The sequence below is a fragment of the Pseudomonas sp. SIMBA_067 genome (genome assembly GCF_046534675.1).
In the GTDB taxonomy this organism is placed as follows: domain Bacteria; phylum Pseudomonadota; class Gammaproteobacteria; order Pseudomonadales; family Pseudomonadaceae; genus Aquipseudomonas; species Aquipseudomonas putida.
This window is the reverse complement of the sequence record NZ_JAWRYH010000648.1, coordinates 1-263: the sequence shown is the minus strand read 5'-3', so window position 1 is coordinate 263 and position 263 is coordinate 1. Positions and strand designations below refer to the sequence as shown.

Here is a 263-nt window from a genome sequence, read left to right as displayed (position 1 = left end):
ATCTGCTGGGTGGGTTCACCACCTTGAGCCTGCTGTTTCTGCTGTGCCTGCGGCTGTCCCGGGCCTTTGCGCCGCTGCCTAAGCTACCGCTGAGCCTACGCCGCATTGCGGCTCTGGCGCTGCTGGCGGTGGTCGGCCAGATCGCCCTGGGCGGTTGGGTCAGCGCCAATTATGCGGCGGTCGCCTGTATCGACTTGCCCACTTGCCATGGCCAGACGAGCTGGTCACCCTGGTGCGCCGGGACCAGCGCTTGCAATCGCTGC

At 66.5% G+C, this 263-nt stretch carries 1 protein-coding gene; it reads left to right on the top strand.

The genetic code is table 11. The annotated features are described in order from the left end of the window. Positions 1-263: COX15/CtaA family protein (locus SB765_RS30710; RefSeq protein WP_410932629.1), on the top strand; the 263-nt coding region annotated here is incomplete at both ends.